Source organism: Variovorax sp. GW823-FHT04B03, assembly GCF_058796495.1.
Genome location: NZ_JBXAIT010000011.1, coordinates 3,452 through 6,817, shown reverse-complemented (window position 1 = coordinate 6,817; position 3,366 = coordinate 3,452). Strand labels below are relative to the sequence as shown.

Genomic DNA, 3,366 nt, shown 5'->3' with positions numbered 1-3,366 from the left:
TACTGGCTTGAGCACGACCAACAGCAACGTCAGCAGCCTGTCGACCTCCACGTCGAGCGGCCTGAGCACGGCGACGAGCAGCATCGACAGCCTCTCGACGTCTACGTCCTCGGGTCTGAGCACTGCGACCAGCGGCATCTCTAGCCTGTCCACTGGCTTGAGCACGACCAACAGCAACGTCAGCAGCCTGTCGACCTCCACGTCGAGCGGCCTGAGCACGGCGACGAGCAACATCGACAGCCTATCGACGTCCACGTCGTCTGGTTTGAGCACTGCCACCAGCGGTATCTCCAGCCTGTCGACTGGCTTGAGCACGACGAACAGCAATGTGAGCAGCCTGTCGACCTCGACGTCGTCCGGTCTGAGCACGGCGACGAGCAGCATCGACAGCCTTTCGACGTCTACGTCCTCTGGTTTGAGCACCGCGACCAGTGGTATCTCCAGCCTGTCGACCGGCCTGAGCACGACGAACAGCAACGTCAGCAGCCTCTCGACCTCGACCTCGTCGGGTCTGAGCACCGCCACCAGCGGCATCTCCAGCCTGTCCACTGGGTTGAGCACGACGAACAGCAACGTCGGCAGCCTCTCGACCTCCACGTCGTCGGGTTTGAGCACGGCGAACAGCAGCATTAGCAGCTTGTCGACGTCTACATCGTCCGGCCTGAGCACGGCCACGAGCAGCATCGACAGCCTGTCGACGGGCTTGAGCACGGCGACCAGTGGCTTCTCGAGCCTGTCCACCGGCCTGAGCACCACCAACAGCAACCTGGACAGCTTGTCGACGTCCACGTCGAGCGGCTTGAGCACGGCCACCAGCGGTATCTCCAGCCTGTCCACGGGTCTGAGCACCACGAACAGCAACGTCGGCAGCTTGTCGACCTCGACTTCGTCTGGCTTGAGCACGACGAACAGCCGTATCGACAGCCTGTCGACGTCCACGTCGTCGGGCTTGAGTACGGCGACCAGTGGCATCGATAGCCTGTCTACCGGCCTGAGCACGACGAACAGCAACGTCAGCAGCCTGTCGACGTCGACATCGTCTGGCTTGAGCACGGCGACGAGCAGCATCGACAGTCTGTCGACTTCGACCTCGTCGGGTCTGAGCACTGCCACCAGCGGCATCTCCAGCCTGTCCACTGGCTTGAGCACGACCAACAGCAACGTCAGCAGCTTGTCGACCTCGACGTCGTCTGGCCTGAGCACCGCGACGAGCAGCATCGACAGCCTCTCCACGTCCACATCGTCGGGTCTGAGCACGGCCACCAGCGGTATCTCGAGCCTGTCCACGGGGCTGAGCACGACGAACAGCAACGTCAGCAGCTTGTCGACCTCGACCTCGTCCGGTCTGAGCACGGCCACGAGCAGCATCGACAGTCTTTCGACTTCGACGTCGTCCGGTTTGAGCACTGCCACCAGTGGCATCAACAGCCTGTCGACCGGTCTGAGCACGACCAACAGCAATGTGAGCAGCCTGTCGACGTCCACGTCGTCAGGGCTGAGCACGGCGACCAGCGGCATCGCCAGCCTGTCCACCGGCCTGAGCACCACCAATAGCAACCTGGACAGCTTGTCGACATCCACCTCGAGCGGCTTGAGCACGGCAACCAGTGGTATTTCGAGCCTGTCGACTTCGACGTCGTCTGGCTTGAGCACGGCGACGAGCAGCATTGGCAGCCTTTCGACCTCGACGTCGTCTGGTTTGAGTACTGCGACCAGCGGTATCTCCAGCTTGTCCACTGGCCTCAGCTCCACGAACAGCAACCTGGACAGCCTGTCGACGTCCACGTCGAGTGGCTTGAGCACGGCCACCAGCGGTATCTCGAGCCTGTCTACGGGCCTGAGCACCACGAACAGCAATGTGAGCAGCCTGTCGACCTCCACGTCGTCCGGCTTGAGCACTGCGACGAGCAGCATCGACAGCCTGTCGACTGGCCTGAGCACGACCAACAGCAACGTCAGCAGCCTGTCGACCTCGACGTCGTCCGGCCTGAGCACTGCGACCAGCGGCATCTCGAGCCTGTCCACCGGCTTGAGCACCACGAACAGCAATGTCAGCAGTCTTTCGACCTCGACGTCGAGTGGGCTGAGCACGGCCACGAGCGGCATTGAGAGCCTCTCGACGGGTCTGAGCACGACCAACAGCAACGTGAGCAGCTTGTCGACGTCTACGTCGTCGGGCCTGAGCACGGCCACGAGCAGCATCAATAGCCTCTCGACCGGCTTGAGCACCGCAACCAGCGGTATCTCCAGTCTGTCGACTGGCCTGAGCACCACGAATAGCAACGTGAGCAGCCTGTCGACATCCACGTCGACCGGGCTGAGCACGGCTGCGAGTGGCATCGATAGCCTGTCGACGGGGCTCAGCACGGCGACCAGTGGCATTTCCAGCCTGTCCACTGGCCTGAGCACGACGAACAGCAATGTCGGCAGCTTGTCGACCTCGACGTCCTCGGGTTTGAGCACGGCTACGAGCCGCATCGATAGTTTGTCGACCGGTTTGAGCACGGCGACCAGCGGTATCTCCAGCCTGTCCACGGGCCTGAGCACGACGAACAGCAACGTGAGCAGCCTGTCGACTTCGACATCGTCGGGTCTGAGCACGGCCAACAGCCGTATCGACAGCCTCTCGACTTCCACGTCGAGCGGCCTGAGCACCACGAACAGCAACCTGGACAGCCTTTCGACCTCGACGTCGAGTGGTTTGAGCACGGCGACCAGCGGCATTTCGAGCCTGTCGACGGCTCTGAGCACGACGAACAGCAATGTCAGCAGTCTTTCGACCTCCACGTCGTCCGGCTTGAGCACTGCGACGAGCAGCATCGACAGCCTGTCGACCGGATTGAGCACGACCAACAGCAGTGTCAGCAGCCTCTCGACCTCGACGTCGTCGGGTTTGAGCACTGCCACCAGCGGCATCTCCAGCCTGTCGACCGGCCTGAGCACGACCAACAGCAACGTCAGCAGCCTGTCGACGTCCACGTCGTCTGGCCTGAGCACCGCCACCAGCGGCATCTCCAGCCTGTCCACCGGCCTGAGCACGACGAACAGCAACGTGAGCAGCTTGTCGACCTCCACGTCGTCTGGCTTGAGCACTGCGACAAGCAGCATCGACAGCCTGTCGACTGGGCTGAGCACGACCAACAGCAACGTCAGCAGCTTGTCGACCTCGACGTCCTCGGGTTTGAGCACGGCTACGAGTCGCATCGATAGCTTGTCGACCGGTTTGAGCACCACGAACAGCAACGTCAGCAGCCTCTCGACGTCTACGTCGTCTGGTCTGAGCACGGCGACCAGTGGTATCTCGAGCCTGTCGACCGGCCTGAGCACCACGAACAGCAACTTCAGCAGTCTCTCGACTTCGACGTC

At 62.3% G+C, this 3,366-nt stretch carries 1 protein-coding gene; it reads left to right on the top strand.

Annotated features, from left to right (window positions below; translation table 11 throughout):
- On the top strand, window positions 1–3,366 hold a 3,366-nt coding region (locus AC1RAD_RS31410), incomplete at both ends, for a beta strand repeat-containing protein (RefSeq protein WP_492739013.1).